21 protein-coding genes are annotated in these 25387 nt (G+C 37.2%); 1 reads left to right on the forward strand and 20 read right to left on the reverse strand.

The window, feature by feature from the left end; genetic code table 11:
• Nucleotides 1–39: 39 nt before the first annotated feature.
• The 11 genes from AC3RVG_RS01640 to AC3RVG_RS01690 form a co-directional block, all read right to left on the reverse strand.
• Nucleotides 40–3324, reverse strand: a complete 3285-nt coding sequence (locus tag AC3RVG_RS01640) for an amidohydrolase family protein (protein WP_489689685.1) — start codon at nucleotides 3322–3324, stop codon at nucleotides 40–42.
• Nucleotides 3325–3342: 18 nt separating this feature from the next.
• On the reverse strand, nucleotides 3343–3915 hold the full coding sequence (locus AC3RVG_RS01645; protein ID WP_489689686.1) for a YdeI/OmpD-associated family protein: 573 nt from the start codon (nucleotides 3913–3915) through the stop codon (nucleotides 3343–3345).
• Nucleotides 3908–5512 (reverse strand): M1 family metallopeptidase, encoded by a 1605-nt coding sequence (locus AC3RVG_RS01650; RefSeq protein WP_489690123.1) that lies wholly within the window; start codon nucleotides 5510–5512, stop codon nucleotides 3908–3910. Before AC3RVG_RS01650 ends, AC3RVG_RS01645 begins: the two co-directional genes overlap by 8 nt.
• Nucleotides 5513–5646: 134 nt before the next feature.
• Nucleotides 5647–6978, reverse strand: a complete 1332-nt coding sequence (locus AC3RVG_RS01655) for a M28 family metallopeptidase (protein ID WP_489689687.1) — start codon at nucleotides 6976–6978, stop codon at nucleotides 5647–5649.
• A gap of 120 nt (nucleotides 6979–7098) precedes the next feature.
• Nucleotides 7099–7962, reverse strand: a complete 864-nt coding sequence (locus AC3RVG_RS01660) for a TolB-like translocation protein (protein WP_489689688.1) — start codon at nucleotides 7960–7962, stop codon at nucleotides 7099–7101.
• Between the two features lie 151 nt (nucleotides 7963–8113).
• Nucleotides 8114–10513, reverse strand: coding sequence for an MG2 domain-containing protein (locus AC3RVG_RS01665; RefSeq protein ID WP_489689689.1), 2400 nt, complete (start codon nucleotides 10511–10513; stop codon nucleotides 8114–8116).
• A 208-nt stretch (nucleotides 10514–10721) separates the two neighbouring features.
• Nucleotides 10722–12530, reverse strand: a complete 1809-nt coding sequence (locus AC3RVG_RS01670) for an acyl-CoA dehydrogenase FadE (protein ID WP_489689690.1) — start codon at nucleotides 12528–12530, stop codon at nucleotides 10722–10724.
• A gap of 23 nt (nucleotides 12531–12553) precedes the next feature.
• Entirely contained in the window at nucleotides 12554–13750 is a 1197-nt protein-coding gene (locus AC3RVG_RS01675; protein WP_489689691.1) for an acetyl-CoA C-acyltransferase, read from the reverse strand.
• An 83-nt stretch (nucleotides 13751–13833) separates the two neighbouring features.
• A complete protein-coding gene (locus tag AC3RVG_RS01680) occupies nucleotides 13834–14199 on the reverse strand; it encodes a four helix bundle protein (protein ID WP_489689692.1) in 366 nt (121 codons plus the stop codon).
• A 52-nt stretch (nucleotides 14200–14251) separates the two neighbouring features.
• A complete protein-coding gene (locus tag AC3RVG_RS01685; protein ID WP_489689693.1) occupies nucleotides 14252–16660 on the reverse strand; it encodes a 3-hydroxyacyl-CoA dehydrogenase/enoyl-CoA hydratase family protein in 2409 nt (802 codons plus the stop codon).
• Between the two features lie 78 nt (nucleotides 16661–16738).
• On the reverse strand, nucleotides 16739–17179 hold the full coding sequence (locus AC3RVG_RS01690; RefSeq protein WP_489689694.1) for a MarR family winged helix-turn-helix transcriptional regulator: 441 nt from the start codon (nucleotides 17177–17179) through the stop codon (nucleotides 16739–16741).
• 183 nt (nucleotides 17180–17362) lie between these two features.
• Here AC3RVG_RS01690 and AC3RVG_RS01695 point away from each other — a divergent pair, with 183 nt between their 5' ends.
• Nucleotides 17363–18085 carry a thioredoxin family protein gene (locus AC3RVG_RS01695; RefSeq protein WP_489689695.1) on the forward strand — a complete coding sequence of 241 codons (723 nt, stop codon included), beginning with the start codon at nucleotides 17363–17365 and terminating at the stop codon, nucleotides 18083–18085.
• 57 nt (nucleotides 18086–18142) lie between these two features.
• Here the strand turns inward: AC3RVG_RS01695 and AC3RVG_RS01700 are convergent, their stop codons facing one another.
• From AC3RVG_RS01700 to AC3RVG_RS01740, 9 genes are all read right to left on the reverse strand, one after another.
• Nucleotides 18143–18469, reverse strand: a complete 327-nt coding sequence (locus AC3RVG_RS01700) for a DMT family transporter (protein WP_489689696.1) — start codon at nucleotides 18467–18469, stop codon at nucleotides 18143–18145.
• A 6-nt stretch (nucleotides 18470–18475) separates the two neighbouring features.
• On the reverse strand, nucleotides 18476–20257 hold the full coding sequence (locus AC3RVG_RS01705) for an AMP-dependent synthetase/ligase (RefSeq protein WP_489689697.1): 1782 nt from the start codon (nucleotides 20255–20257) through the stop codon (nucleotides 18476–18478).
• Between the two features lie 154 nt (nucleotides 20258–20411).
• Entirely contained in the window at nucleotides 20412–20936 is a 525-nt protein-coding gene (locus AC3RVG_RS01710; protein WP_489689698.1) for a hypothetical protein, read from the reverse strand.
• Nucleotides 20933–21373 carry a hypothetical protein gene (locus tag AC3RVG_RS01715; protein ID WP_489689699.1) on the reverse strand — a complete coding sequence of 147 codons (441 nt, stop codon included), beginning with the start codon at nucleotides 21371–21373 and terminating at the stop codon, nucleotides 20933–20935. The genes AC3RVG_RS01710 and AC3RVG_RS01715 overlap by 4 nt, the downstream gene beginning before the upstream one ends.
• A gap of 98 nt (nucleotides 21374–21471) precedes the next feature.
• A complete protein-coding gene (locus AC3RVG_RS01720) occupies nucleotides 21472–22935 on the reverse strand; it encodes a hypothetical protein (protein WP_489689700.1) in 1464 nt (487 codons plus the stop codon).
• Nucleotides 22936–22986: 51 nt separating this feature from the next.
• Nucleotides 22987–23433, reverse strand: a complete 447-nt coding sequence (locus tag AC3RVG_RS01725; protein ID WP_489689701.1) for a hypothetical protein — start codon at nucleotides 23431–23433, stop codon at nucleotides 22987–22989.
• 5 nt (nucleotides 23434–23438) lie between these two features.
• A complete protein-coding gene (locus AC3RVG_RS01730; RefSeq protein ID WP_489689702.1) occupies nucleotides 23439–23906 on the reverse strand; it encodes a hypothetical protein in 468 nt (155 codons plus the stop codon).
• Nucleotides 23907–23908: 2 nt separating this feature from the next.
• Complete coding sequence (locus AC3RVG_RS01735; protein ID WP_489689703.1) at nucleotides 23909–24403, reverse strand: hypothetical protein; 495 nt, start codon at nucleotides 24401–24403, stop codon at nucleotides 23909–23911.
• 111 nt (nucleotides 24404–24514) lie between these two features.
• Nucleotides 24515–25276, reverse strand: a complete 762-nt coding sequence (locus tag AC3RVG_RS01740) for a LuxR C-terminal-related transcriptional regulator (protein ID WP_489689704.1) — start codon at nucleotides 25274–25276, stop codon at nucleotides 24515–24517.
• Nucleotides 25277–25387 lie beyond the last annotated feature (111 nt).

The raw sequence follows: 25387 nt of genomic DNA on the forward strand, positions 1-25387 counted from the left end.
TATAAAATTGCCAATATGCGCGATACATTTAATTCTGAATTAATGACAACTGCAGCCGCCGTCCATAAATCCGTGGGTTTCCTGATGCCATGGAAAAGCTTGGTTATAATTGTCCATTTCCCAGAAAAATGGAAGACGACCTTTAGGATTGTTTCCAATTTCATTCATAGTATCAGCATCGTATAATCTACCGTTTATCATTACCATTTTTATAGATTCCGTATTTTCAATGTTTTCTAATGGGTTTTTGTCCATCACGATTAAATCTGCCAGTTTTCCTATTTTTAAAGAGCCAATACTTTCACCCGCACCAATATATTCAGCTGAATTAATTGTTGCAGCTTTTAACGCTTCCAGGTTGCTCATTCCGCCTTGTTGTAACATCCACGTTTCCCAATGTGCGCCCAAACCTTGCAATTGTCCGTGCGCACCCATGTTCACTTTTACACCCGCATCGCTCAAACTTTTTACGGTTTCTGAAACTAAAATATGACCGTTTTTGTATTCTTCCTGCGGGGTTTTCATTCTGTGACGCGAGCGGCTATCAATAATACTACGCGGACTAAAAGTGAGCAACTTTTCATTTTCCCAAACATTATCGCGTTCAAAGTAGAAATACTCTCCGTTCATTCCGCCGTAATTTACAATTAGAGTAGGGGTATAGCCCGTTCCGCTTTTGCTCCATATTTCCAAAATATCTTTGTAAACGGGCGCCACAGGTATGTTGTGTTCAATACCCGTATGGCCATCAATTACCTGAGTAATGTTGTGGTAAAAAGTAGAACCGCCTTCTGGCACTACATTAATTCCTAATTCGCGAGCTGCTTGTAACACTTGCTGGCGCTGATCGCGGCGCGGTTGGTTGTAGCTTTTTACACTTTTTGCTCCGAAGGCTTTCGTGCGGCGAATACTGCTTCTTGCGTCTTCCAGATTATTAATTACAGCTTTAAAATCGCCATCGGCGCCGTAAAGAATGAAACCAGTTGAAAACAATCGCGGCCCAACCAATTGTCCGCTTTTTTGAAGTTCCGAAAGTGTAAATACAGTTTCGGTATTTGCAGAAGGATCGTGCGATGTTGTTACGCCGAAAGCCAAATTCACTGTAAAAGGCCAATATTGTTGCGTTGGCAAACCATATCTAAAAGCGCCAACGTGGGCGTGCGCATCAACCATTCCGGGCATAATAGTCTTTCCTTCTGCCGAATAAATTTTAGCGCCAGACGGGACTGAAACTTCAGCAGCTTCACCAATGGCTTCTATTTTATTACCGTTTATTACGATGGTTCCGTTTTCAATTACTTTATCACCTTCCATTGTAATAATTCGTGCATTGGTGAATGCAATCCTTCCGTTTGGTTTATCAACGTTAGCTTGCAGACCAATTTTTGTTCCTTCCAAAGTAATTTCAGGTACTTTTTCTGGGGAGCCATTTAAAAAAGTAAACCTATTTTTTAATTCATTACTGAAATATTCATCACCCAAAGTCCACATTATTTTTTGGCTATTTGGCGACCAATGTATATTTATTCCAGCATCTTTGGCGAGCTGTGAAACTGGAACCGCTTTCGATTTATCATCCAAGTCAATAGTTTGTCCGTTGAGCACCAAAGGCGCCACAAACAATTTGTGAAGGTTTGTAAAAGCTATCCATTCATTATCTGGACTTGGAATTAATCTATTGGCGTATTTTGAAGTAAGGTGCGTTTTTTCGTCATTTCCACTAAGATTTACGCTGATGAGTTTCTTTTCAATTTCACCAAAATACGTTCCCCCAGTTTGTAGAAAAATTCGCTTCCCGTCTTTGCTAAACATTGGGTATTCACCTTTGTCAACAACAAATTTTACATCGCTGCCATTGGCATTCATCGTGTAAATACCAGTATTTTTAGTGTATGTGAAACCTTGGTCTGTATTGCCTTTTTCTTTTCTGAAAACTATTTGCGTTCCGTTTTGCGAATAGGAAGGCGTTCTGTAAATTCCTTTTTCTGAAGTCAATTTTACCGGAGTTCCGCCATTTGCCGAAATTTTATTAATTGCACCTTTTTCCAAATCATTCCAAGTAACGTAAACTATATCGGAACCATTGGGTGAAAAAGTGGGTTCGAATTCAAAATCTTTACCGTTTGTTAAACGCTTTGGTTCGCCGTTTGGCAACGATTTTTTATACAAATGCCCCAAGGCACTGAAAACAATAAACTTCCCATCTGGGGAAGTAATTGTATGGCGAATCATTTTCGGAGTAAAAGTTTCAGTTTCAATTTTATTGTTGAAATGAACCGTTTCCGCCAATTCAATTTTCACATCAACCGTGAATGGAATGTCAGTAACAGCCAATGAACTAACATCAATTTTATTAATTTTTCCTCCGCTCCAAAAAATGATTTCTTTGTCGTTTGGCATCCAGTTAAAATTAGGATAAACCCCAAAAAGCGCCCAAGCTTCCTGTTGGTCTTTATTCAATTTATCATAAATAGGGTATTCTTCGCCAGTTTCTAAATCGTGGATAAATAGCACACTTTTAGTGCGCACTCTTTTTACAAAGGCAAGTTTTTTACCGTCGTTAGAAATTGTTGGTCGCGCGGCACCGCCGGGTCCGCCAGTTATTGTTTCGGTTTCGCCGGTTTCAAACTCGTATCTTTTTATAACATATATTTGATCGTTTGGATCTTTGTTGTATTGAAAATATCCGCCGGGATACACGTCTTCGCTGTAATAAAGATATTTTCCGTCGGGTGAAACAAAAGGTTCATTTACATCCTGCTGATCGTTTTTTCGTTTTGTGAGTTGCAAGCCGGAGCCGCCAGTTTTGTGGTATTGCCACATTTCTCCAGCACCCAAACTTCTTTCGGAAGAAAAATGCTTTCGCGCAATTAAATAGTTGCCATCGGCGGTCCAAACGGCGTTATTCAAAAGTCTAAAATCTTCTTTGGTAATTTGCTTTGCATCGCTGCCATCTGCATTCATTACCCAAATATTGTCACCGCCACCAGCGTCGCTAGTAAATGAAATTTTAGTGCCGTCGGGGCTAAATCTCGGCTGAATTTCAAAAGGAATTCCGGTTCTAATTGCTTTGGCTTTTCCGCCAGAAATAGGCATCGAATAAATATCGCCAACCATATCAAAAACAATGGTTTTCCCATCGGGACTTACATCAAGATTCATCCACGTGCCTTCATTTGTTGTGAAGGAATGCGTTTTATAGTTGAAATCTTTGCCGGGATTGGCGACATCCCATTTTGTTTCATCTTTATCTTTTTCCTCTTTTTCTTGGGCGTAAAATGATGTTGAAAAAAGAATACAGACTACAAATGGAAAAATTTTCATGATTAAAGTATTTGGCGGTTAATTTCTTGATTTTATATTTTTTGCGCAGAGATCGATAATTTCTGAAATCCTATTATTGCGGGTTTCTTCTCGTTTGGCTTGGTTTAGCCAATAAAGATAGCTTTTTCTATAACTTTTACTGAAATTCTCAAAATTCACAAATGCTAATTTGTTCTTGTTGAATTCTTTTTGAAGGTCTGCAGGAACTATTAAATTTTCCACATCGTCCAATGCCGTCCAACTACCATTTTTCTTGGCTTCGGCAATTACCTTTTTCCCGTTTTTATGAAGTAAGCCTTCTTTTTCCAGCTCTTTCAAATGCGATTTGTTGAGCGCACTCCAAACACTTTTCGCGTTTCTTGGACAAAAGTACTGTCGTCGCTTTCCATCGCCAAGGCTTTTCGAGGTACTGTCTATCCAGCCATAACAAAGCGCAACTCTTACTGCTTCTTCCCAACGCATAGTGGGGATTTCTGTTTCCAGTTTATAAAAAATTAAATAGACCCCTTGCGGAAAATCCTCATGGTTCTCGTGCAGGCACTCGCGCCAAAGTAAATCTTCCTCAAAATAAAGGACAGGTTTTTCAGCCATTACCTAATTTTTCTGAATTTACATAAAAATCCTTTTTTATCTCTATTGTATTAATGGTTTCGGGAAATTGCTTTGTCTGCCATTCTAAAGTGGGTGTTATCCATACTTCTTTGCCATTAACCACTGTGATTACTGGCATTTCGAAATTTTCAACAATTTCAACATATCTAAATTTCAAGTTATTGCCGTCTATTGAATATTCCACTTTTGGAATCATTATCGTCCTTAAATATTGGTTCCAAAAAGCTGAAAGATCTATTCCGCTTTTTTCACTGATATAGTTTTCAATTTGCTTCGTGGTTACATTTTGATGATAAAATTCATTATTTAAACCTCTTAAAATCTGACGCCATTTTTCGTCATCTGCAATCAATTGCCTAACGGTATGCAGAATATTAGCGCCTTTATAATACATATCGCTGCTTCCGGATTTGTTTACATTGTAATGCTCACCAATAATAGGTTTATCGTTTACAACATTATTGCGAACGCCAATTACATATTCCGAAGAAGCCTTTTTTCCGAAAAGATAATCCACGTAAATATTTTCAGAATAACTGGTGAAACCTTCGTGAATCCACATATCAGCCACATCTTTATTGGTAATATTATTGGCAAACCACTCGTGACCGCTTTCGTGAATTATGATGAAATCGAATTTCATTCCCCAGCCAGAACCAGACACATCGCTACCTAAATAGCCATTTGCATAATTATTGCCGTAGGTTACACTGCTTTGATGTTCCATTCCCAAATAAGGCGTTTCCACAAGCTTGTAGCTGTCTTCGTAAAAAGGGTAGGGGCCAAACCAATGCTCGAAAGCTTCCATCATCATTGGGGCTTGTTTAAATTGTTCCTTTGCTTTGGCTTCATTTTCGCGAAGCACATAATAATCCATATCTAGAATTCCTTTTTCACCTTTGTATTTATCGTCAAAATGTACGTAATCGCCAATATTAATGTTTACGGCATAGCTATTTATGGTGTTTGTTACTTCCCAAATCCAAGTTTTTGACTCTTTGTTTTCTATCATTTCTTTTAATCGGCCGTTGCTCACATCCATTAAATCTTTTGGGGTTGTAACTGCGATAGTAACTCCGTTGTCTGCTTCTTCGGAAGGATGGTCTTTGAGTGGCCACCAAACGCTGGCGCCAATACCTTGGTTGGAAGTTGCAATAAAATGCTTGCCGTTGCTGTCTTTACTCCAAGTAAAACCACCGTCCCACGGCGGACGTTTTGCAACAACTGGCTTTCCGGAGAAATAAATTGTTATTTTCTCTTCTTTACCCTTTTTCTGCTTTTTCTGAAGTTTTAAAAAGTGAGCGTTTCCTTCGGAAGTAAATGAAATCTCTTTTCCATTTTGAAGAATTTTATCAATATTCATAGGGCTTTGCAAGTCAATTTGCATTACGTTATACGGTTCTAAAACTTTATAAGTAATTGTATTGCTTCCTTCAATAGACTTTTTAGAAGGGTTTACCGTAACATTTAAATCGTAATGCATAACGTCCCACCAAGCGCGCTCTGGGGTAATGCTACCGCGAAGGGTATCTGCGCGGGTAAATTCTTGTGAAACAGAAGCAGTGGAAAGGAACATTAAAAATGCGAGGGTGAACATCCCCTTTAATCTCCCTTCAAAGGGGGAAATGGTTCGTACTTTGATTAAAATTTTAGGCATATTTTTTTTATTTCTATTTTAATTCCTTGAGTTTTTAGAGGAGGTTATTTGATTTACCTAAACACCGAATTCGGAAAAACAACAACACTTTCAAAGCCATCTTTTCCAACGGCGGCTACGCCAAAAAAGTAGTTGTCTATTACAATTCCTTCTAAGGTAAATTCTGAAACATCGCCCACGTTGCGGCTGTGGTCCCAAGTTGGGCTGGTGGTATCTCGCCAATATATTTTATAACCTGTGGCGCCATTTACTTTGTCCCATTTTAATTTTGCAGAGGGCTCTACAACGCCACCAATGGCAATATTTTTTGGAGGGGATGGCGCCCACGCAAGACTTGCCAAGTTTATTGCGTTTATGGCAGTAAGTTTTGCGGCGTAGTCAAAATTCACGAATTTTAGCATATCGCCGTATTCAATACCATTTTCGGTGCGAATGTCTTGATGCTGCTGATTGTAATTTTCGTGGGCTTCCATAATTCTGATTCCGGCCCAGCCTAAATCGTTAAACGGACGGTGGTGACCGCCACGGCCAAAACGATCTAATCTATAAATCATCATCGGGTTCATTTCTGGCATATATGTTTTCGTAGTTTTATAAACGTAACGCGCTAACTGACGTGAAATACCATCAACTTCACCACCGTAAAAACGTCGCATTTGGCGTTCGCGTTCTGTTTCGGTTGGGGGAACGGGCTCGCTGAAAATTCTGAAATCGCGATTGCTAATTACACCGTTTACGCCTTTAATATTGCCGATCATATCATTATTGAAAACGCCAATTATTTCCCAGCCGTTATTTTTGGCGTAATCTGCAAATCCTTTTCCGCCGAAAAGTCCCTGTTCTTCGCCGCTTAATCCTAAATAAATAATGCTGCTTTCAAATTTATATTTTGAAAGTACGCGAGCCGCTTCAATAGCTCCGGCCATACCGCTAGCATTATCGTTTGCTCCGGGTGCGTCTTTTGTAAAATCGCTTCCGTCACTATTTCGTGAATCGATATCGCCGCTAATAATTATGTAACGATTGGGATATTTTGTTCCTTTTTGAACGGCTGCAACATTAACAATCCAAGTGTCTTGGGGGATTCTATTATTGCCATCAGCTTTCACTAAATCTTTTTGATAAAAAACATTTAGGCAATTGTTACAATCTTTTGAAATGGTTTCAAATTCACTTTTAATCCATCTTCGCGCCGCACCAATTCCGCGAGTGTTACTAATCGTGTCGCTAAAAGTATTGCGGGTGCCGAAATTGGCTAGCTTGGTTATATCTGCTTCAATTCTTTCCGAAGAAATAGAATTGATAATTTCATAAATTTTCTGATTAGTTTGCGCAGTAGATGCAATTGAAACGCATAAAATGAAGAGTAAACCGAGTATTTTCATAGGGAAGAAAATTTTAGCTAAAAATACCAAAAAGAACCACTAAGACCTACTGGCTCATAAGAAAACCTAACAGTTTATATAAACTGTTAGGTTTTTGATTGAAATAAAACGGCGTACTACCTAATTTTCATCAACTACCGCCAATATTTTTCCGTTCGGACTGATTGCCATTCGGGATATTTTTTTTAATCCGTATTCTTCAAGCGAAGCAACTCGAGTCCATTCAGAATCGCCCAATGTGTCGTACATATACAGTTTATTTCCGCTGCCAATCAAGATTTGTGTATCGTTCAGCCAAACATAATCCTGAATTCCGATAGGTAATTCTGTTACAAAATAGCTTTCATAACTTCCCATTTCTAAAATATAAACATCTAAGTTTCCTTCATCATTCACTAGTGAATAGCTCATCGAACTTGTTTTCGGAACTTTTTGAATTCCTCTTCCAGCATTTCGGAAAATAGTATCGGTGGTTTTTGTTGACAGATCTATTAAAACTAAATCAAGAGAATCACCGTTCAAAACTGTAGCGAGAATTTTCTGATCGTTGTAAAAAGCAAAATAGGCCACTTGTAAATCCTTAATTAACTCAGAAGAAGTGCCTGTTTTGGCACTGTAACGATATAAACGTTGCAAGCCGTCTTTGTCGAGTCTAACGGCAGCAAAATCTTCATTTGAAGGGAATTTTTGTGGAGAATATTCGCCGCCTTCCGTTTTAGTATTGACCCACTTTTTTAGTTTTGAATTTAAATTATATTCTGAAATATCTGTTTGCCCCTCATTATTCGCGGCAAAAACAAGTATTTCATTCGAAATAAAAAAGGGTTGATTGTCATACCCTTTGTTGTTTGAAATATTTCGCGCATTCATAATCTCTAAACCTTCGTACGCGGGAGCGATATTAAAAACGTATAGTTCGGTATCATTTTGTGCAAAAGTGATTTGAGTTGCGAAGAGGATAAATAGGAAAAGGAGCTTTTTCATTACTATTCAGTTTTGAGTCAAAAATAACAAACTCTACGCCATAAATTGGAAAAAAACCAATCCACTTGTGATTTTAAGACTTTTTATGATTTAAGTTATATTGAACTGAAAATTTATTTTTTTGAATAAATACTTGAGCGATAAAAACGAGTTATTCAACTTCAAGAAAGGAAGTGTTATAAAATGGAATTCCGTCTTCAGTAATTCCTTCAATTTCTATTTGAAATTTTCCTTTTACATCACTTGAATAAAAAACAAGCTCGGTTTTTTTATAACCATTATTTACGACACCCGGTTTCCAAAAAAGCGTGGTGCGTATGTCTTCGCGACTAATGTTTCTATCTACCAATGTATAATCGGGCGCATAAAATTCTCTGGCTTCATAAAAACCTTCGGATTTGAAATTAATGGACCCCAGCTTTTTGTTTGTTATATCAATCCCTCTACCTGATCCTTGTTTTGTATAGATAGCAATAACACCTTGCGCTTTTAAACCGTATGCCGCTGATGCTGGCCCAACGTTTAGAATATCTATAAAGTCAATATCGGCTTGATGGATTGAGCGTGCAACGCCTAAATCAACCTCAACATTATCAACATAATATGTTGGTTTTAGACCGCGAAGATTCACTTCGTAATCCTGTGAAGTTTCGGCACCGTATTTACTACCCACTCGAATTCCAGGAACATTCATTATTAAATCCATAAAATTACCTCCTCCATTTTGCCCCAATTCATCAACTACAATTCGATGAGAGGGCGCAAAGGATCGCGTTCTTTTTTCTCTTTTAGCCTCTGCAATTTCTTCTTTTGTAGTTACTTTTCCTTCAATTTTTACTTCATCCAAAAGTTCTCTTTCCTGGTCGAATTCAAAATTTCTGTAAACATTGAGCCGCGTTTTTTTTCTATAATTTTCAACGTTGGCAATTTCTAGGTTTCGATTGAAGGGATTTACGATTCTATCAGGAATAATGGTTGGTCGCTGGGCAGGCGGATCCAATTTAATATTGGTGTCTGTATAATTGGGTTTTTCTGAAGAAAGGTCGGCCCCAGCTTGTAAAAACACGTCTATAGTATCATTAAACACAAACGGCCCGTAAGAAAAGTGACCCGTGTTATCGGTCATTTCGGCTTCTTGATAAAATCCTTTTTTTCTAAACGTAAGTTTTGTTTCGCTAACTTTATTTTGGAATGGCGATTTCGCATTTAAAGTATAGCCGCCTATAAAAAATCCAACTTCTGGTTTAAATTCCTGAGGCGAAGAATTCTCTAATAATGCTTGCCAAGTAAATCGTCGCCATCCTTGGGTGAGCATTATCAAATCTAATTGTTGGTTCTTTTTAATAGTGTCGCCAGCCGTGAAAAAGTAGTTTGGCGATTTTATTTTGCCTTTAAGGTCGGAGTTCAACAACAAATAGGTTTTAATGTTTTCGGCGTTGTTATTCGGTTTTATTAAAGTTGCATCTGTTACCGAAATGGAAAGCGTATTTGGTACCAATCTACCTGCTTGGTTATTTACCGCAATTTCCAGATTTATACGGTCGCGAAGACCTGTGGTTGAGCCATTTGTTTTATTAACTGAAAGTGAAAGCATGTTTTCTTTTTTAATATACACCAAACGTTCCGCAACAGGTTTTTCAGATTCATTGAAGAGTACAATGTCTAAAACGCCTTCAACCAAATCTACCGTAGGAATTTTTACTAATAGCGACTTTGTGTCGTTATTGAGCGTATAATCAAAAGCGGCTAAGCCTCTTTGTTGGCCTATGATTAACGCATTCTTTAATCCTTCTTTTTTATTTGTAGAAACATTAATTATTACTTCTTTATCGCTGAGAGTGGTGTTCATAACATACCCTTCGGAAAGTGGAAGGGGAAGCGGGTAGAGAATATTTTCGTCACCATTACTTATTACAGCACGGTATTCTTTGCCTGGTTCAGGTTTTAAAAAGAAGGATCCAAGCCCAAACTCAAGTGTTTTAAAATCGGTTATTTTATTGCCTTCCGTATCTTCAATGAAGCCAACAACGGGACTTGCCGATAATTCGGCATCCTTAATTTTTACAGCTACTTTACTATTTATTCCATTAACCAAATATCCACCTTCGGGATAAAACCCAATGTCTGGTAATTCCAGATTCTTGGAATCTTTATCGTCTTCTGATATTGATAGATCTGAATTTAAAGCAAAGACTGGAATTTCCTTTTTGAAAAAATAATCCCGTGACTGATTGCGCATATAATTGGTAAATGCACGTAACATATAAACGCCTTCGGGCAGATTGACAGGCAACTTAAAGTCTCCGTCGGCGCTTAAGGATTCTGTAAATAGTTTTCGGTCGCTGATTACTTCGTTTTGTTCGTTAATAAGCTCTACATAAATCACTTTGCTTTTTGTGCTTTTTTTATGCGTAACACCATTTACGAGATACGTATTAAACCAAATACTTTCACCAGCAGTGTAATAAGGCCTATCTGTTTGGATGTAGATTTTTTCGGGAAAATGTTCGGTTGTGTATTCTTTTAGCCGATTGAGAATTAAGAGTTTCAATCCAGAATTTTCACTTAACGTAAAAGCAAGGCAAAGAAAAGAAAGTGATATAATAAAAAGAATTTTTTTCATCTTCCCTAAAGGATATATAGAATTTAAATTTAAGGATTATAACCACAAAAAAAAAGATCTGACGAGTTTTAAAAACTTGTCAGATCTAATGTGCTAAAAGCCAATACAATTTATTGGACGTTATGTAAACTTTGAATTAAAACGGATACTTATTTTCAGTAATTACTTTGTGTGCAATTGTTTTACGCAATTCGCCAATATTTGGCATATTTTGGTATTTGGTGAAACGTTTCAGCCCCATCAACATTGCGCGTTGCTCGTCACCTTCAGAGAAAGATAGAATTGCTTCTTTTGCTTTCACAGTAATAATATCTACCGCGTGGTAAAGATACAATTGCGACATTGCTATCTGTTCTTTTTGAGTGACTTCACCAAAGCGTTTTGCGTTCTTTTCAGTACGTAAAATTGCACTTTCAGCCATATAGATTTCAATTAAGATATCTGCAGCGGCTAGTAGCGTTTGCTGGTGCTCTTCAAGTTCGGTTCCGTATTTTTGAACGGCGCTTCCTGCAACCATTAAGAATACTTTTTTCAATTTAGCAATCATCGCTTTTTCTTCGGAAAGCAATTCAGTAAAATCTGGGGTTTCAAAAGAAGGGATTCCCATCAATTCTGAAGCTACGGCTTGTGCTGGATTCAAAAGATCTACTTGACCTTTCATTGCTTTTTTCACAAGCATTCCTACCGAAAGCATTCTGTTTATTTCGTTGGTTCCTTCATAAATACGAGTGATTCGCGCATCTCTCCATGCAGATTCCATAGGTGCGTCTGCACTGTAACCCATTCCACCATAAATCTGGATACCTTCGTCTGTACAATGTTGGATGTCTTCAGAAACGGCTACTTTTAAAATAGAACACTCAATGGCGTATTCTTCAACACCTTTTAACTCTGCTTCTTGGTGAGTGTTGCCAGCTGCTATACGAAGCGCAATTCTGTCTTCAATATTTTTTGCAGCTCTATAGGAAGCACTTTCGTCTACATAGGCATTGGTTGCCATTTCAGCCAATTTAAGTTTAATGGCACCAAAAGATGCAATTGGCACGTCAAATTGAATTCTTTCGTTAGCGTATTCAACAGCTTTTGAAATAACTCTACGTTGTCCATCAAGTCCTGCAGCGGCTAGTTTAATTCTTCCAACGTTTAAGGCGTTCATCGCTATTTTAAAGCCTTCGCCACGTTCGCCAAGCATATTTTCTGCAGGGATTGTGGTTTCGCTAAAGAAAACCTGACGAGTAGAAGAGGAGTGGATACCTAATTTCTTTTCTTCCTCGCCAAATGTGATTCCGTTTGAAGAATCGTTTTCTACGATAAAGCCGGTAATGTTTTTGTCGTCTTCAATTCTCGCAAAAACGATGAATGTACTACAGAATCCCGCGTTCGAAATCCACATTTTTTGTCCGCTGATGGAATATGTTTTTCCATCTTCAGAAAGAACCGCTTTTGTTTTTCCACTGTTCGCATCACTACCTGCTCCCGGCTCAGTTAAAGCATATGCACCAAACCATTCGCCAGTGGCGAGTTTTGGAACATATTTTTTCTTTTGTTCTTCTGTTCCGTAAAGTGTGATTGGCATTGTTCCAATTCCGGTGTGCGCTCCAAAAGCTGTAGCCACAGAACCACTGGCACCTGAAATATAATCGCATACTAACATAGTGGTCACGAAGCTCATTCCGAGACCTCCGTATGCTTCCGGAACAGAAATTCCAAGGAGGCCCATTTCGCCAGCCTTTTGCATTATTTCTTCGGTAAGAGCATAATCGTGTTGCTCCAAGCGTGCCTTTTGCGGCCAGATTTCGCGATCTACAAATTCCTTAACGGAGTCGCGCATCATTTTTTGTTCTTCGGTAAAGTCTTCCGGAGTAAATATATCTTCTGCTTTTGTTTCCTTTACTAGGAATTGTCCGCCGCGAAGCAATTCGTTATTCTTTGTTTCAGTTTCCATTACTCTATAATTGTATTAAGTTGTTATTTCAAAAATTCGTATACTCCCGCAGCACCTTGTCCAGTACCAACACACATTGTTACCATTCCATATTTTCCTTGTAGGTTTCGCTTGCGCATTTCATCAAATAATTGAACAGAAAGTTTTGCGCCAGTACAACCCAATGGGTGCCCCATAGCAATTGCGCCTCCGTTTACGTTAACTCTTTCTTTATCTAAACCTAGTCCGCGAATAACCGCTAATGATTGTGAGGCAAAAGCTTCGTTTAATTCAATCAATTCTAATTGGTCTTGTTTTAATCCTGCTTGCTTTAAGGCTTTTGGTATTGCATAAAGTGGAGCAATACCCATTATACTAGGTTCTACGCCTACAGCCGTATAACTTACTAGTCTGGCTATTGGTTCAAGATTTAGTTCTTTTACCATTTCTTCACTCATAACAACTGCAAATGCTGCACCGTCGCTCATTTGTGAAGAGTTTCCTGCGGTTACGCTCCCGCCATTAGCAAATACAGGGCGTAGCTTTGAAAGTGCTTCTACACTGGTTCCTTTTCTTGGGCCTTCATCTTTATTCACCGTATATTTTTCGGTTACTTTTTTGCCAGCTTCATTTACAAAGGTGCGTTCCACTTCAATTGGAACTATTTGATCCTGAAAGCGACCTTCGTCTTGTGCTTTTAAAGCGCGCATTTGACTCGTATAAGCGAACTCATCTTGATCTTCGCGAGAAACGTTGTACTTTTTGGCAACTGCTTCTGCCGTAAGACCCATGTTCCAATAATAATCTTCGTGGCCTTCTTTTGCCATTTTATAATCGGGTACAGGCTTGTAACCACCCATAGGGATATAGCTCATGCTTTCTGCGCCACCGGCAATAATACAATCTGCCATTCCACTTTGAATTTTAGCCGCAGCGATGGAAATAGTTTCCAAACCAGATGCGCAATAACGATTCACCGTCATTCCAGGAACATCAACAATATCAAGCCCCATTAATGAAATTAATCGACCCATATTCAAGCCTTGTTCGGCTTCGGGCATTGCATTACCAACGATTACGTCGTCAATTCGTTTTTTGTCGAGTTGCGGTAATTCGTTCATTATATATTTAATGGTTTCCGCAGCGAGTTCGTCAGGACGTTTAAAGCGGAAAACTCCGCGAGGGGCTTTTCCGACAGCTGTGCGATAAGCTTTTACAATATATGCAGTTCTTTGTTTCATAGTTTAATTTTTGACTTAAGACGGTAAGACGTAGGACGTAAGACTAAATTGAATACTCCTTTATTTTATATCTTAAAGTTATATTAGTGGTTTGACAGACTTTCCATAAAACGCGTTAACATTCCTTGGATTTTCTGAATTTTAGTTTCTAAATGTTTAAATGTTTCCTCCGAAACATATCCTATTTCATAAGAAATAATTAGTTGCGTTTCCCATTCAAAGGCTGAGCCTAAAGCTGTTTCTAAATATTGAAGGAAATGTTTATCGGAGCTTTTAGCAGTTCCTTCTGCAATATTTGAAGGTACAGAGACTGCGCATCGCTGCATCTGATTAGACAATCCATAAGTTTCTGATTTTGGAAATATTTTAGTTGTGGCATATGTCTCTTTCGCCAATTCAATACCTTCATTCCAAATTGTAAGTTTTCTAAAATTATGTTTTGCGGCCATATTTTAAAGTGTTTTACGTCCTATGTCTTAGGTCTTTTCGTCTTACGTCTTTTTAATTACGCAACGGTTTCCCTTTTTGAATCATATGTTGAAGTCTTTCCAAAGTTTTTCTTTCTCCGGTTAAACTTAAGAATGCTTCTCTTTCGAGATCGAGTAAGTATTGCTCGCTCACGTAGCTAGCTTCACTTAAATCGCCACCGGCCATTACGTAGGCAAGCTTGTTTGCGATTTTTTTGTCGTGCTCGCTAATGTATTTTCCAGCGTACATTTGGTCGGTTCCTACTAAAAACATTCCCATTGCTTGCTTTCCGAGTACTTTAATATCTGTTCTCTGTATTGGTTTTGTATAACCTTGATCTGCCATCATACGCGCTACTTCTTTAGCTGCGGCAATTTGTCTGTTTTGGTTTACAACTACAATATCTTTTCCTTTTTGAAGAATTCCGGTATCGTATGCCTCGTATGCTGAGGTTGACACTTTAGCCATAGCAATTGTTAAAAAGTAATCTTGTAATCTGTTGAGCTCTACATCATCCTTTTTATATGAATCGCTTGCTCGAAGGGTCATTTCCTTTGAACCTCCACCGCCAGGAATTACTCCAACGCCAAACTCTACTAAACCAATATAACTTTCAGCAGAAGCCACAACTCTGTCTGCGTGTAGGGTAAACTCGCAACCACCACCCAAGGTCATTCCGTGCGGAGCAACAACTACTGGAATAGAGGAGTAGCGAAGGCGCATACTCGTATCTTGAAAATATTTAATAGCAGCGTTTAGTTCTTCATATTCCTGCTCTACTGCCATCATAAATATCATACCGATATTTGCACCAACGGAGAAATTTTTTCCGTTGTTGGCAATCACCAAACCATCGTAATCCTTTTCGGCCATATCGATCGCTTTATTGATTCCAGCCAATACGTCGCCGCCAACAGAATTCATTTTACTGATAAATTCTACATTTAAAATTCCATCACCTAAATCTTCAACCACAACACCGTTATTTCTGAAAACTTCAGAAGTTTTGCGAATGTTATCTAAAATGATGAAAGAATCCTGTCCCGGAACTTTTAAGTGTTTTTTCTGCGGAATATCGTAATAATACGTATTTCCGTCTTTTACAGTATAAAAAGATTCGATGCCAGATTCCAGCATTTCATTAACCCAAGCTGCAGGTTCTTTTCCTAAATCTTTTATAAGCTCAATCCCTTTTTTAACGCCAACGGCATCCCAAATTTCGAATGGTCCATTATCCCAGCCAAAACCTGCTTTCATCGCATCGTCAATCTTATAAAGCTCGTCTGTAATTTCAGGAATACGTTTTGAAACGTAAGCGAACATTGCGCCGAAGTTCTTTCGGTAGAATTCGCCAGCTTTGTCTTCACCCGCAACAAGAATTGGGAAACGATCGGTGACTTTATCAACTGATTTCGTCTTTTCTAAAGTTCCGAAAGATGCTTTTTTTGCACTACGGTAATCTAAAGTATCAAGATCGAGGGAGAGAATTTCACTGCTGCCATCGTCGTTTTTTACTTTTTTATAAAAACCTTGTCCGCTTTTGCTTCCCAACCATTTTTTTTCCATCATTGTATCGATGAAACCCGGAATTTGGAATATTCCGTGTTCTTCGTCTTCGGGAACATTGTCATAAATTCCTTTTGAAACATGTACTAAGGTGTCAAGACCAACTACATCTACCGTTCTAAAGGTTGCAGATTTTGGTCGGCCAATTACTGGACCGGTCAATTTATCTACTTCTTCAATGGTTAAACCCATTTCCTTCACTTGGTGAAAGAGGCTTTGGATTCCGAAGATTCCAATTCTATTTCCTATAAATGCAGGAGTATCTTTTGCAACTACTGAAGTTTTTCCGAGGTATTTTTCACCATATCCATTTAAGAACTCTAAAACCTCATTTGAAGTTTTAGGGCCCGGAATGATTTCAAAAAGTTTTAAGTATCGTGGTGGGTTGAAAAAGTGCGTTCCGCAGAAGTGTTTTTGAAAATCTTCGCTGCGACCTTCGCTCATAAATTTAATAGGAATACCGGAAGTATTCGAAGTAATAAGCGTTCCGGGCGTTCTGTGTTTATCTAGGTTTTCAAAAACCTGCTTTTTAATGTCCAAACGTTCCACAACCACTTCAATAATCCAATCGGCATTTTTTACTTTAGCAATATCGTCATCCAAGTTTCCGGTCGATATGCGTTTTGCGAAATCTTTGTGATAGAGTGGGGCAGGGTTGCTTTTTATAGCTTTAAGCAGATCGTCGTTTACAATCCGGTTACGCACTACTTTATCTTCAAGAGTAAGACCCTTTTTTTTTTCGGCATCGTTCAGTTCGCGAGGAACTATATCTAGCAATAGCACTTCCACGCCTATATTGGCGAAATGGCAGGCAATACCGCTTCCCATAATTCCGGAACCAATTACCGCTACTTTGTTAATTCTTCTTTTTGACATATTGTTTAATTATGAATTATGAATTATGAATTATGAATTCAGAATTTTCCTCATTCTAAATTCTTAATTCTGAATTTTTTACTCAGAATCGTATATTTTTTTTGAATTGATTAACTCGTTAATTGTATTAGCTACCTTTCTAAAAGTATGCAACTCTTCTGCGGAAATGTTCTTCTGAACAGCTTCGTCAAAGCCCAACACTACACCTTTAGAAAATTCGCGCATTTCTTTGCCGAAAGGGGTTAAATGAATCAACACGCCACGCCCATCTACAGGATTGGGTTTACGAGCTATCAAGCCTTTTTGTTCCATAGATTTCAAAGTTCGCGATAGGCTAGTGGCCTCCATTCCCATCTTGGGTCCAAGGGCAGTAGAAGGTGTTCCTTCTTCAGGATCGATGCTTATTAGTGCAAAACCTGTTGCCATGGTGCTTCCTTTTTTACCTGCTTCTTCATTGTACATTTTGGACACATTCATCCAAGTGGATCGCAAAATGTAATCGATTGTTTTTTCCTTCATTAATAGATTTTGAAAAAGTAGATTACCAAAGATACAAAAATTTTATTATGCACGCATAGTATATTGTACTCTTTTTAAACTTAAACGAAATAGTAATACCATAGGACGATTTAGTGTATTTTTATTTTGTGCAAGATGTTTTTGTTAAAATAATTAGTATATATTTGATTTAAAACCATACATATGCACCTAAAATTAACACTTTTATTCATCGCATGTTATTTTTCCGGGTTCTCCCAAACGGAAATTTATGACAGTAATATTGAAGACTTAATACTTATTGAAGACGATAGACTGGTTGTAGTGGATTTCTTTGCAACATGGTGCGCTCCGTGTAAGCGCATGGATCCCATTTTAGCTGAATTGAAAAAGGAATATTCCAGCAGTGTCGATTTTTATAAATTCGATGTAGATAAAAATGAAATGGATGATTATCTAGGAATTGAATCTATACCAACCTATCTGTTTATAAGAAATGGTGAAACATTAGAAGTAGCAGCAGGGGCGATGAGTAAGGAAGATTTTGAGGCCATATTAATTAAGAATAACGCAAGTAGCAACAATGCTGTTGCGGAAGAAGTGGATCCAAATGCTTCTGAATTTGATGATTCTGTAACAAAAAAAATATGGAATGACTGGAGCAAGTTAAATACCTTGGCGTGGCACGCTTATGAGGAACATAATCTAGTTGATGAATTGCTTAAAGCTATTGAAATTGTAAAACGTTCCATAAGCTTAGATGAAAATTATCACAATTTAGATACTTATGCAGCCTTACTGTATAAAACAGGAAGGTATGAAGCGGCTATAAAAAAGGCCAAGGATGCCATTGAAGTTGCGAAACGGGATAATTTAGATTATACATCAACAACTGAATTACTACTCTTAATTCTGGATAAGATTTAAGGTTGAGGAAAGCAGATTTTAAACGAAATCAATATTTTGGGAAGACTTATTTAAACTTTACGAGCTTACAAATTTAAGCCCCACTATGGAAGCAATCAGCGTTGCCAGGAAAAATACCCGCCAAAAAGTAGCTGCTTCATTAAAATAAAAAATCCCTACTAGCACAGTTCCCACAGCGCCAATACCTGTCCATACTGCATAAGCCGTACCGATAGGAAGTGTTTGTGATGCTTTTATAAGAAAATACATGCTGATAAAAAGGCAAATAATAAAACCACCGAACCAGAGTTTAGACTCCATGCCGGTGGTTTCCTTTACTTTACCTAGACAAGCTGCGAAGCCAACTTCAAAGAGCCCGCCGATTATTAGGAGAATCCAATTCATTATTGATTAAGAATTATGCTCGTATATTTTATTGTACAGATCTATATACTCCGCTTTAATCACTTTACGTTTCATTTTCATAGTAGGAGTTAATTGTCCGCCTTCAATGCTCCAAACTTCTGGAGTTAATTCAAACTTTTTAACTCTTTCCCAATGACCGAAACGTTCGTTATAAAAATCTACTTCTTGTTGAATGCGATCTATCACCGCTTGGTTTTTTATAATTTCTTTCGGGTCTGAAGGTAGGTTGCGTCCTTTTTTACTGCCCCAATCTTTTAAAAATTCAAAATCGGGTTGTATAAGTGCTGCCGGCATTTTTTCGCTTTCGCCAATAACCATCATTTGCTCAATGAAGCGCGATTGTTTCATTACGTTTTCAATAACCTGTGGCGCTACATATTTACCACCGCTGGTTTTAAACATTTCTTTTTTACGATCGGTGATCTTTAAAAATCCTTCGCTATCAATCTCTCCAATATCACCTGTGTGAAAAAAGCCATCTTTTATAACTTCGTCGGTCTGTTCTTGATTTTTGTAATAGCCAAGCATTACTTGTGGGCCTTTTACTAAAATCTCACCATCTTCGGCTATTTTAATTTCGGTATCTTTTAAAGGTTTCCCTACGGTACCAATTTTAAATCCGTGGTTGCGCATATCGTTAACCGATACTACAGGTGAAGTTTCAGTTAGGCCATAACCTTCCATAACAGGAATTTGTGCAGCATTGAAAACTCTTGCCAAACGTGGTTGTAGCGGCGCACTTCCGGAGGCAATAGCTCTTAAATTACCGCCAAGAGCTTCGCGCCATTTGCTAAAAATAAGTTTGTTTGCTAATTTAAGTTGCGTTTCGTACCACCAGCCATTTGTGCCGTATGGTTCATATTTTAAACCAAGTTCTACCGCCCAAAAGAAGAGATTTTTCTTTATACCAGTAAGTTCGGTACCCTTTGCATAAATTTTATCGTATACTTTTTCCAAAAGTCTCGGCACAGCCGTCATTACTTCTGGTTTCACTTCTTTTAAGTTGTCGCTAATGGTCTCCAATGATTCTGCAAAATAAACTTCTACGCCGCAATATTGATACATATAAAGCAACATGCGCTCATACACATGACATACGGGAAGAAAACTTAAAGACGATGATTTGCCAAGTACAATCGGTAATCTGTCTGCACTATATTTAGCATTTGTGGCAATGTTTTTATGTGAAAGCATTACGCCTTTTGGCTTTCCGGTTGTTCCAGAAGTATATATTAACGTAGCAATATCATCTTCAGTAATTGCTTCTTTGCGTTTATCTAATACCTCTTGGTTGCTTTCATCCTTTCCTTTTTCTAACACTTCGCTCCAGTTTTTTGCGCCAGTAATTTCATCAAAAGTGTAAACTTCTTTTAAAGATGGAACATTAGCTTTTATAGCCATCACTTTATCATAAACGTCTTTGTCGGAAACAAAGCAATATATTGATTCACTGTGGTTGAGAACGTATTCGTATTCAGACTCGGAGATTGTTGGGTAAACGGGCACATCTTGCGCGCCAGTTTGCATAATACCAATATCGCAAATATTCCACTCTGTGCGGTTGTTGGTAGAGATGATCGCCACCTTATCATTGGGTTTTACGCCCATTGCTATTAAAGCCCTGCTCATTGCATTGGCTTTATCTATATATTCTTGGGTAGAAGTAGCCTTCCACGTTCCGTTATATTTAGTGTTGAATGCTTTTTTCTGAGGATATTTTTCCAATTGATAATATGGAAAATCGAAGAGTCTTTTTGGATCTGTCATGATAGTATTGTTGAGTGAGTGAAAATAACAAAATTAATTCAGTTTCCTTCTGAAAAGAAAAAAGGAATGGTCCCAATGCCGTGCCTATAAAATTAAAGAAACTTTTCAACTTTCTATTCCAATGGCTTTAAATCCTTTGTAGAATTCGAACTATTTAAAAGATTGGTTTTTCTGGATTGCCAAAGACGTCTGTTGTAAAATTTGAATCTAAATAAATGTCGCAATTTGGCATGCGTTCTTTTAGAATAATGGCCTTTTCGTCTATGTTTTTTTCATTTTCTTCTGAATCTAAAAAAACCTCTTTAAGACTTTGATTGTTTAATGTTTCGCATAAATGCGGTAAGGTAATAGCTGTTTTTGTGATGTTTAAACTTTCTAAAGATTCCATTGTATTGAAATACGGTATACTTTCTTTGGTGATAGTTTCGTGGCTTCTTAAATAAAGGGTTTCTAAATTTTGAAATTTGCTGATATGCTTAATAGCTTCATCAGTAATGCGGGTTTGCTTTAGATGAATTTCTAAAATGGAAGTAACACGTAAGCTAAGAAAATAGAAAAATTCATCATCTTCTTCCGAATCTATTCTTTTAAAAGTGCCCCATTCTTTTGGGATATCTTCCAGTTTTTCGATTCGAAAATGGCGTTGCCAGAATTTTTTTTCTTCTTTGGAAAAATTCATTTATTCTTAAGTTTTGAAATAATTTTCAATGGATCTTCCCTGTTTTTTGCTTCGTGGTAAAATTTTGGAAGTTTTTCCAAAAGGGTAAAATGGGTTCTGTTTTTGTGTTCCCGTAAGCTAGCACTAATGTAGCGTTCCAAATACTCCAAATGCGCACCATTTAAAGCCCAAAAAACTTCATTCTTAAAATTGGCTTGAAGCCAAAGTTCCGCATTAAAATAGTGATGGGCTGCCATTTTTATTGTTCCGCTTGGCGCTAAAGCGGTTGAAGTTTCCTTATTATAACCGCATTGTACACAGAATATGCGAACGGTGTTACTTTCGAAATCTGCTTTGGCTAAAGCCTTTTTTTCACAGGATGGACAAACTACCCAAGTTTCCTTATAGAAATCGTTTAGCGTGAGATTTTCGTCTTGAAAGCGGTTTGTGTGGGTCATTAAAAAAGTACTATTATTTTATCAGGATTTATTTTGAAAGATTGCTCAAACGCAATTATTTTCATTTTGCAACTAAAAATTTAAATGCCGAATTGAAATTAGCCCTTGCTATAAGTAGTAAATAACTCCTTTACTTTAGCGTAAGAACTCAATGTTTTATCTTCTATAAATATAGTTAGATACTTATAATTTACGCCCTTACACTCGTATTCAAAATTCAAGGTGAAATAGTAATATTTTGTTTCCGTTGTTTCGCGAGTTTCAGAACTATTGCTGTCAACCACTGGAAATTCCTTCAATCCGTAATCGCAATTTCCATTTAAGGGAATGTTTGATTTTAAATGAAGCCGGTCATTTTTAACGGTGAGTTCTATAGATTTTTTACTGAAATCCGTTTTTCCAACTTCATCAAATTGATAATGGTCGTTTCCCTGCCAATGAAGTGCTGCATAGCAGTTTTTGTTTAGGAAATTCGCGAAATCGGTAGCATTTTCAATGGAATATTTAGTATTGCCAACAAAAAATGAATTTGTGTCTTTATTCATTGCATTATAAAATGCTAATGCAGAGTCAACATCAATTAAATCGAAAACATGATTAACATTCTGGTCTTCATTTTTTTTAGAGCTGCTATTAGTGGCTGTGGATATTGTATTTTTAGTGGAATGCGTCCCATTGCAAAACCCCGCCAAATGCTTCATGGCGAAGTTTATGTTTGATACTAAATCTTCATCGGTGGTATCGATATTCAAAAAAGATATGTTCTTATAGGTTATTTCATCCTCATGCTGAATAATTCCAAATGCGTACGATTTTGAAATACAGACATCATCATTGTACGTAAATTGACTGTATTTATTGATAGACGCTATATCGGTAGGTATAATTTCCCGATATTTTCTCCCAACCATATTTGAATAATCGAAAACTAGCTTGCAAGCGTCTATATCTACAAGAGTTAAACCCCTAGTATAACTATCGCCAGCAATATTTTTCTTTAATTTTTCGGTTAACCAGGAAATGGTTTGTTCTTTACTGAATTTTGCAATCTCTTTATTGAATTCAGATTCTGGTTTCTTTTCCTTTAAACTTTCAAGGCGCTTCAACAATTGGATAAGTTCATCTTCGTCGCTGGTTAAAACATAAAACTCGAAATAATCAGAAGTTGATGGCGAAGTATCGCTGTCATTATCGTTTGTAAAGTGTTCTTTCTTAAAAGATTTATTGAAATTGAGCCTTACAACCTGAAGCTTGTCATTGTTGAATTCGGTATAGACTAAATAATCAAAAAAATCATTCCACGAAATTTCGGTTGCGCGGTATACCCATTCATAACTGCTTTTTCCCTCGGGTATTTTATTTACACTTATCACTTTTTCATTAAATACCTGTTTGCCCAGCTTATCGTCTTTTTTTGCGAATACATTGTTGGACTTTACTTTTTGGCCTTCGGTTTTGCTTACCAATTTTTGGATACTGCCAAAAACTTCCTGCCTTGTTTGTGAATTTACCTGTATGCTGCAAAAAAGCGCTATAATTACAACGGTTAGTTTTGTTTTCATATCCCTAATTTTAATTGGCATTATTAGCATTGAAATCTTCCTCTTTTAATCCTAGCGATTATCTTCCCAGACTTCCAAAACTTCCAAAACTTTATCTTTATCTTCTGGCAAAAATTTACATTTAAAGGAATCTACTTCTTCATTTGTAATACCAAATTCCTCATCATCCATTTTGTAGGCTATATCTTCATAAAAATAGAATTCGACCACGAAATAGTCTTTAAATTCGTTATATCTATATTGCGAAAAATCGCTCCAATCGATGCCAGAATAGGTTTCTTTCCATTTCATATCAACAGATTCTAAAGTAACAACATATGTTGTGGCAGTAAGCGTTTGCGAAACTTTGGTGGGCTCTGTATAATTATCTGCAAATTTAATTTTATCCATATATTTTTGAATAGGAGGAAAGCTATTTGAAGAATTTCCATTTTGGGCTTTAGCCAGGGTTGCTATAAGGAGGAAAACTACCAATAGCGCGATTTTGTTTTTTTTCATGAGTATCAGTTTTTATAGGTTTTAATTAATTGGTTAAAGGATTTGTAGATTTCCGAGTCTTCAACATTGGCATCTACTTCGTAATAAATATTAATTTCAAAAATTTCAGTGTTCGTTATAAAGGCTAATTTGCCGCACACGGGAAGTATCAGCGGATCATTGCCCAAAACTTCTACCACATCTGTACCGTAGGGCTCAATACGTAGCACATTTTTTAGGTTAATGGTTACAGTATGGTTTTTATACTTTTTGTCTGCGTCCACTATATCATAACTTTGGGTAAAAATGGAGTCGGAAAAGGTTGCCCTATAATTTTCGGTAAGTGCAACATAACTGCCATTATAGTCGTAGCCAGTTGTAAAGGAGGAATAGTAATCCTGTATATAGTTAACGGCTTGCTGCAAATTTTCTGTCTGCTGGGCAGAGCTTGTGAAAACCCAAGAAATTAAGATGTGGGGAAGATATTTCTTCATTATTAGAACTTTAAATAATGGTACGAAATATTCAATTCAGTATCTTTTAAAACAAGCGTATCCGATGTGTTCTTTAAAATTTTGAATTTATTTTTATCAGCCGTTTCCCACTCTAACAGCAATTTCTTTTTGTTTTTAAGAAATTCACCGGAAAGAGATTTATCTGGAAGTGATGAGCTGTTGTAAAAAGCACCTTTGGCCTTAAATTCAATTGAAGTTTGATAATATTTATAAAGTAGTGATTCAGCTTCCGCCTTGCTTTCCTCTAGCGCTTCCAACGATAATCGTTGCGCTGCTGTAAGCTGTTTATAAAGGGCTTTATTAAAAATGGCAAGTACCAATTCTTTATTAGTTCCAGCGTCGACTGTAGTATTTTTGAAGGAGATTTTCTGCAATTGCCACCTTCCAAGAAGGCTGTTATCTTTTTGGGCGAATAGGGTAGTGCTTACTAATGCGATTGTGAAAAATATGAAAAGTTTACTGCTTAAAGCTTTCATAAATCGTAGGAGTTAATTGATGACTAAACACTTATAAATTTAATAGAATTTTTTCAAATAAATTCAATTAATAAGTCGTGAGCAATACACCAAAGGGAGTATTTTTTCAGATTAAATCAATCCCTGTAAAATACTCTGTTTAATTAATTGGGCAGTGTTTTTGCAATCTGTTTTTTTAAGGATATTGTTGCGGTGTTTTTTTACCGTAAGTGGGCTAATGAATAATTTTTCGGCAATCTCAGCATTGCTTTGTCCGTCTGAAAGCAGTTTAAGAATATCAATTTCTCGTTTGGTATATTTTACAGATTCGTCTATGCCATTAATTACTTGAATGTTCATAAACGAAGGCAGCCCATTTAACCCAATCAGCGAAACTTGGTTGGTATTTATTTTGGTAAGATGGTCTATGCGGGTATGTATATTTAGCGATTTTCCGAAATTCCCGTTCTCGTCCAAGGTCAGTATAAGTGCTTGGTGGTTTAACATGGCATATTGGCCATCTTTCATCCTACTTCTAAATGAAAAACTAGATTTGTAACTTAAAAGTTTGTCTACTCCCAAAGTGCCATAAAGAAATTCGAGATTTGTCTTTTCCGCATTGGCAACAAATTCCATATCGTCTGGGTGAATGGTATCCAAAATATCAAAAAAGCTTACCGTTTCTGGATCTAAACCGTGAATTTCAGCAATAGACGGACTTACATTGGAGAGCGACATATCAAAAAAATCTACTATGTAATAGTAAAAAGGACCAGTGCTAATAAGGGAACTGATTATATCTTCAAACTTTATTTTTGGCAGTTGGGTATTCTGTGTAGCAGTTTGTTGCGAATTTATCCATACCGAATTAAGCTTTTCAATCTCAGACTTCATGGGGGAGTATGATTTGGGAATCTATGTCTAAGATATTACTTTATTGATAACTTTCTTATAAGTGTGAAAATTATTATTGCTTGTCAATATTTATGATCGAAAAGTAAAATT

Source organism: Aequorivita sp. IT1282, assembly GCF_058068205.1.

Bases quoted from the DNA above. Each gene is read 5' to 3' on its own strand.
- AC3RVG_RS01640 (WP_489689685.1), bottom strand. From the start codon at position 3,324: ATGAAAATTTTTCCATTTGTAGTCTGTATTCTTTTTTCAACATCATTT.
- AC3RVG_RS01645 (WP_489689686.1), bottom strand. From the start codon at position 3,915: ATGGCTGAAAAACCTGTCCTTTATTTTGAGGAAGATTTACTTTGGCGC.
- AC3RVG_RS01650 (WP_489690123.1), bottom strand. From the start codon at position 5,512: ATGTTCCTTTCCACTGCTTCTGTTTCACAAGAATTTACCCGCGCAGAT.
- AC3RVG_RS01655 (WP_489689687.1), bottom strand. From the start codon at position 6,978: ATGAAAATACTCGGTTTACTCTTCATTTTATGCGTTTCAATTGCATCT.
- AC3RVG_RS01660 (WP_489689688.1), bottom strand. From the start codon at position 7,962: ATGAAAAAGCTCCTTTTCCTATTTATCCTCTTCGCAACTCAAATCACT.
- AC3RVG_RS01670 (WP_489689690.1), bottom strand. From the start codon at position 12,530: ATGGAAACTGAAACAAAGAATAACGAATTGCTTCGCGGCGGACAATTC.
- AC3RVG_RS01675 (WP_489689691.1), bottom strand. From the start codon at position 13,750: ATGAAACAAAGAACTGCATATATTGTAAAAGCTTATCGCACAGCTGTC.
- AC3RVG_RS01680 (WP_489689692.1), bottom strand. From the start codon at position 14,199: ATGGCCGCAAAACATAATTTTAGAAAACTTACAATTTGGAATGAAGGT.
- AC3RVG_RS01685 (WP_489689693.1), bottom strand. From the start codon at position 16,660: ATGTCAAAAAGAAGAATTAACAAAGTAGCGGTAATTGGTTCCGGAATT.
- AC3RVG_RS01690 (WP_489689694.1), bottom strand. From the start codon at position 17,179: ATGAAGGAAAAAACAATCGATTACATTTTGCGATCCACTTGGATGAAT.
- AC3RVG_RS01695 (WP_489689695.1), top strand. From the start codon at position 17,363: ATGCACCTAAAATTAACACTTTTATTCATCGCATGTTATTTTTCCGGG.
- AC3RVG_RS01700 (WP_489689696.1), bottom strand. From the start codon at position 18,469: ATGAATTGGATTCTCCTAATAATCGGCGGGCTCTTTGAAGTTGGCTTC.
- AC3RVG_RS01705 (WP_489689697.1), bottom strand. From the start codon at position 20,257: ATGACAGATCCAAAAAGACTCTTCGATTTTCCATATTATCAATTGGAA.
- AC3RVG_RS01710 (WP_489689698.1), bottom strand. From the start codon at position 20,936: ATGAATTTTTCCAAAGAAGAAAAAAAATTCTGGCAACGCCATTTTCGA.
- AC3RVG_RS01715 (WP_489689699.1), bottom strand. From the start codon at position 21,373: ATGACCCACACAAACCGCTTTCAAGACGAAAATCTCACGCTAAACGAT.
- AC3RVG_RS01720 (WP_489689700.1), bottom strand. From the start codon at position 22,935: ATGAAAACAAAACTAACCGTTGTAATTATAGCGCTTTTTTGCAGCATA.
- AC3RVG_RS01725 (WP_489689701.1), bottom strand. From the start codon at position 23,433: ATGAAAAAAAACAAAATCGCGCTATTGGTAGTTTTCCTCCTTATAGCA.
- AC3RVG_RS01730 (WP_489689702.1), bottom strand. From the start codon at position 23,906: ATGAAGAAATATCTTCCCCACATCTTAATTTCTTGGGTTTTCACAAGC.
- AC3RVG_RS01735 (WP_489689703.1), bottom strand. From the start codon at position 24,403: ATGAAAGCTTTAAGCAGTAAACTTTTCATATTTTTCACAATCGCATTA.
- AC3RVG_RS01740 (WP_489689704.1), bottom strand. From the start codon at position 25,276: ATGAAGTCTGAGATTGAAAAGCTTAATTCGGTATGGATAAATTCGCAA.